Origin of the sequence: uncultured Nocardioides sp. (genome assembly GCF_902805925.1) — a bacterium.
Taxonomy (GTDB): domain Bacteria; phylum Actinomycetota; class Actinomycetes; order Propionibacteriales; family Nocardioidaceae; genus Nocardioides.
In genome coordinates this window covers 1-4,298 of sequence record NZ_CADCUP010000190.1, presented here as the reverse complement: position 1 = coordinate 4,298, position 4,298 = coordinate 1, and the positions used below count along the sequence as shown (strand labels likewise).

Annotated in this window: 5 protein-coding genes; all 5 read right to left on the bottom strand. The window is 77.1% G+C overall.

What is annotated here, in order from left to right; all coding sequences use genetic code 11:
* Positions 1 to 28: 28 nt before the first annotated feature.
* Entirely contained in the window at positions 29 to 1,516 is a 1,488-nt protein-coding gene (gene crtI / locus QZX64_RS13720; protein WP_295660878.1) for an NAD(P)/FAD-dependent oxidoreductase, read from the bottom strand.
* Complete coding sequence (locus QZX64_RS13715) at positions 1,513 to 2,613, bottom strand: glycosyltransferase family 2 protein (RefSeq protein WP_295660876.1); 1,101 nt, start codon at positions 2,611 to 2,613, stop codon at positions 1,513 to 1,515. The genes crtI and QZX64_RS13715 overlap by 4 nt, the downstream gene beginning before the upstream one ends.
* Before the next feature lie 26 nt (positions 2,614 to 2,639).
* Positions 2,640 to 3,440: a carotenoid biosynthesis protein gene (locus QZX64_RS13710; protein ID WP_295660874.1), complete on the bottom strand. Its 801-nt coding sequence runs from the start codon at positions 3,438 to 3,440 to the stop codon at positions 2,640 to 2,642.
* Positions 3,437 to 4,120, bottom strand: coding sequence for a hypothetical protein (locus QZX64_RS13705; protein WP_295660872.1), 684 nt, complete (start codon positions 4,118 to 4,120; stop codon positions 3,437 to 3,439). The genes QZX64_RS13710 and QZX64_RS13705 overlap by 4 nt, the downstream gene beginning before the upstream one ends.
* Positions 4,117 to 4,298, bottom strand: a 182-nt coding sequence (locus tag QZX64_RS13700; protein WP_295660870.1) for a hypothetical protein, incomplete at its 5' end; no start/stop codon positions are given. The genes QZX64_RS13700 and QZX64_RS13705, both read right to left, overlap by 4 nt.

Here is a 4,298-nt window from a genome sequence, read left to right as displayed (position 1 = left end):
CGGCGTCAGCTCCCGGGCTGAGACTGCCTCACGCCGGGCCGACCAGCCCGGCCACGATCCGGGCGGACAGGGTCACCAGGGGCAGCCCGCCGCCGGGGTGGGCGGAGCCACCCACGAGGAGGAGCCCCGGCAGCGGCGACCGGTTGGCCGGCCGCAGGAAGGCCGCGGCCGCGCCGTTGGAGGAGGTCCCGTAGATGGAGCCGCCGGGCGTCAAGGTGCGCCGGGCCAGCTCGGCGGGGCTGAGCAGGGCGCGGTGCCGGACGGCGGCCCGGACGTCGCGACCGCGCGAGGCCATCACCTCGAGCACCCGGTCGGCGTACTCCTCGGCCAGCCCCGGTGCCTCCCAGTCGACCCCGTCGCGGGGGTCGTGGCGGGGCGCGTTGACGAGCACGAACCACGCCCCGGCACCGGCGTGCGGCACCAGCGCCGGGTCGTCGGGCGCCGAGACGTAGACCGTGGGCCGGTCGACGGGGCGCGCGCGCCCGCCCCGGCCGAAGACGCCGTCGAACTCGGCGTCGTAGTCCTCGGCGAAGAGCACCTCGTGGTGGGCCTGTCCGGCCGGTGCCTGGTCGAGGGAGAGCAGCAGCACGAAGCCCGACAGGGACGGCGTCGTACGCCGGATGCGCGAGGCCGCCCGGCGGGCGCGCGGGCCCGGGACGAGCCGGGAGTAGACCGAGGCGGCGTCGGCGTTGGCCACCACCACGTCGGCGGGCACGGTGGAGCCGTCGGCCAGGCGGACCCCGGCGGCACGGCCCCCCTCGACGACCACCTCCACGACCTCGGCGCCGGTGTGCAGGTGCGCGCCCAGCCCCCGAGCCCGGTCGGCCAGGGCCTCCGCGATCCGGTGCAGGCCACCGGGGACGTACCAGGAGCCGAAGGCCTGCTCGGCGTACGGCACCGCGGCGAGCGCCGCCGGGGCGTGCCGGGGGTCCGAGCCGGTGTAGGTGGCGTAGCGGTCGAGCAGCATCCGCAGCCGGGGGTCGTGGAGGTACGTCGCGCCGAGGCCGCGCAGGCTGCGCCACGGTGCCACCGTGGCGACGTGGTCGAGGCGGCGCGAGAGCCGCACCATGTCGGCCACGGTGATCGGCGACTCGAGGAACGGCTGACGGGTGACGTCCCAGATGCGCTCGGCGCGCTGCATGAAGGCGGCCCACTGCGCGCCGCGGCCGGGGCCGAGGGCGGCGTCGAGCGCGGCCGGCACGTCGCGGGCGTCGCCGGGCACGTCGAGCAGGGTGCCGTCGGGGAACCGGTAGCGGCAGGCCACGTCGAGCCGCTGGAGGGGCAGCACCTCCTCGATCGGTGCGCCGGTGTCGGCGAACAGCTCGGCGAGCACGTGCGGCATGGTCACCAGCGAGGGGCCGGTGTCGAAGACGAACCCGTCGTGGGTCTCGGTGCCGAGCTTGCCGCCCACGTCGTCGGCCTGCTCGAGCACGGTCACGCGGTGGCCGAGCGCGGCCAGCCGCACGGCGGCGGCGAGCCCGCCGACGCCGGCCCCGACCACGACGACGCGGCTCACCGGGTCACCTCGACGGGCCGGCCCTTCCAGCGCAGGGTGCCCCGGCGCCGGGCGAGGAGGGAGTCGACGGTCAGTGCGGAGAACAGCGCCACCGAGAGCGGGTGGGCCCACGCGTCGGGGTGCGCGCGGCCGCCGGTGCGCCGGGCGACGAGCACCCGCGCAGCAACCCCGGACAGGTACCCGGCCAGCCCGGTGCGCGAGCCGCCCAGGGCGGCGAGGAAGGGGACGACGTGGGCCAGCAGCATCGTGGCCGTCACCGCGGCAGCGCCCGCCGGCGAGCCGAAGGCGGCCCACAGGGACTTGGTGTAGCCGGCGCGCAGGTCGGGCCAGCCGTCGTACATGCGGCAGGAGGCGACGGCGCTGCCCTCGGCGACCACGCCGCGTCCGCCGGAGCCCTTCACCGCCCGCAGCAGGGCGATGTCCTCGAGCACCTCCGCGCGCACCGCGGCGTGGCCGCCGGCCCGCCGGTAGGCCCCGGCGTCGACGGCGAGGAGCTGGCCGTTGGCGGCGGTCAGCGACGGCCGCGGCGACCGCTCGGCGAGGCCGAGCGGGAGGGTGCTCATCCACGACCACTGGAGCAGCGGCTGCACCAGGCGCTCGGCGGCGCCGTGCGCCTCCTGTCGCGGGTAGGGGCAGACCAGGTCGAGCCCGGAGGAGCGCAGCAGGCCGACGGTGGCCGTCAGCCCGTGCGGTGCGACGTCGACGTCCACGTCCACGAAGACGAGCACGTCCGCGTCGGGGACGGCGTCGGCGAGCTGCTGGCAGGCCCACGGCTTGCCGAGCCAGCCGTCGGGGGTGGGGCTGCCGTGGACGACGTCGACCCCGTCGGTGCCGGCGAGCCGGTGCAGCACGTCGGTGGTGCCGTCGGTCGAGCCGTCGTCGAGCACCACGACGGTCGCCGTCCCGGGCCAGTGACTGGCCGCGGCGACCAGGCCGCGGACGCAGCGCTCCACCCCGGCGACCTCGTCGCGCACGGGCAGCAGCACGGCGAGGTGCTCCGGCGTCGGTGTCGCGCCGGTCGCGGGCGCGCGCACCCGCCGCACGTTGTCGACCGTCAGGGCCAGCGACGCCAGTGACAGGGCGGTGCCTGCCCGCACGGCCCACCGGCCGGCTCCTCCGCCCCTCACCGTCGACGCTCCCGCAGGAGGCGGGCCACCAGCGGCCAGGCGACCAGCCCCATCAGCAGCGCGCCGACCAGCGCGACCGGCGGCCGGCCGAAGAACAGCGCGTGCGCGAGCACCGAGGAGAAGTAGGTCCACAGGTAGACCGCGACCGGCACGGCGTCGAGCCGCAGGGGTAGCGGTGCATCGGCGAGGAGGCGGTCGAGCAGCCCGCAGATGAGCAGCGAGACGAGCAGCCACCCGGCGAAGTTCGTCAGCGGGATGCCCTCCACCCCCGGCAGCGCGGGGTGCGGGGAGTCCCAGGTCCAGTGCCCGGCGTCGACCATCTGCGGGTCGAGGAAGACGTCCCAGGCGGTCAGCGCCCAGGCCGCGACCACCACGCGCAGCGCCCTGCGGTGGGGCACGAGCAGGCGGGCCACCACGAGCGCCGGCCACGACATCATGATCCAGGCCAGCGGCACCAGCGCCGGGACGCCGAGCACCTCCCAGCCGAGCGTGCCGGTGTAGTCGTAGCGGCCGAACGGCACGCCGGTGCTGACGCCCACCGCCTCCGCGACGAGCCCACCGCCGCCGGCCACCACGAGCAGGACGACGAGGGCCCGGGGGCCGCGGGTGGCCAGTGCGTGCGCGAGCGCGGCGCCCGACAGCAGGAGCACGCTGGCCGCGGTGAGGGCGAGCGTGCCGCCGTCGGTGAACGGGAAGACCATCTGCACCAGGACGGCCGCGGCCGCCAGCGCCGCGGCAGCGAGCTGCCGGCCGCCGCGGTCGGTCGCCGGCACCGCCCCTGCCTCGGTGCCCGTCACGGCGTCCTGCCCCGGTAGGTGCCCTCGACCTCGAGGACGGCGAAGCGTGCGAAGAGCTCCTCGGCGTACCAGCGGGCGGGCTCGGTGCGCTGCACGGTGGCGACGTGGGCGGGGCTGCGGTAGGCGAAGTCGACGAGGGCGCGGCTGGAGTCCCACAGCGAGAAGGTGCCCTGCAGGCCGATCGGCGCCTCGCCGATGCCCACGGCGAGGCGGAGGCCGGGTGCCACGGTGAGCGCGTCGACGACGGGCGGCACGGCCCGCCAGAACGACAGCGCACGCGACGCCCGGAGCCGGGCGCGGGTGACGGCGGCGATCGGCCCGTCGTACGACGGCGGGGCAGCGGGGCTGAACGGCTCGACGCCCGACCACTGCCCGCGTGCGGAGAGCGTCGCCATCCGCACCCGGAGCTGCTCCTGGGCGACGGAGTCCCAGCCGCGCACCAGGCGGCTGCCCGCGAAGGCGTCGGCCGCGCCCTGGTCGTCCCAGGTGGTCAGCAGCGCCCAGTGGTGCGGGTCGGCGTCGCGCGGGGTGAAGGTGCGGCCCGAGCCGGTGCCGAGCAGCTTGGCGAACCGCAGGCCGGGGGTGCCCCGCAGCATCCGGCGCCCGGTCGCCATCCGCGCCAGCGCGGGCGCGAGCCGTCCGGTTCGCCACACGCGCAGCTCCACCACCCCGGCGCTCATGCGGGGCTCCCGGACCAGCCCGCGACCTGCTCGTCGAGCGCCGCGGTGACGGCCCAGCCGAGCAGCACGCACACGTGCAGGACGTAGAGCCACAGCCCCACGGCGACGACCCCGCCGATGTAGCCGAGGCCGCCGTAGGGGATGCCGACGTCGACCGGGATGGCGAGGAAGAGCTGGA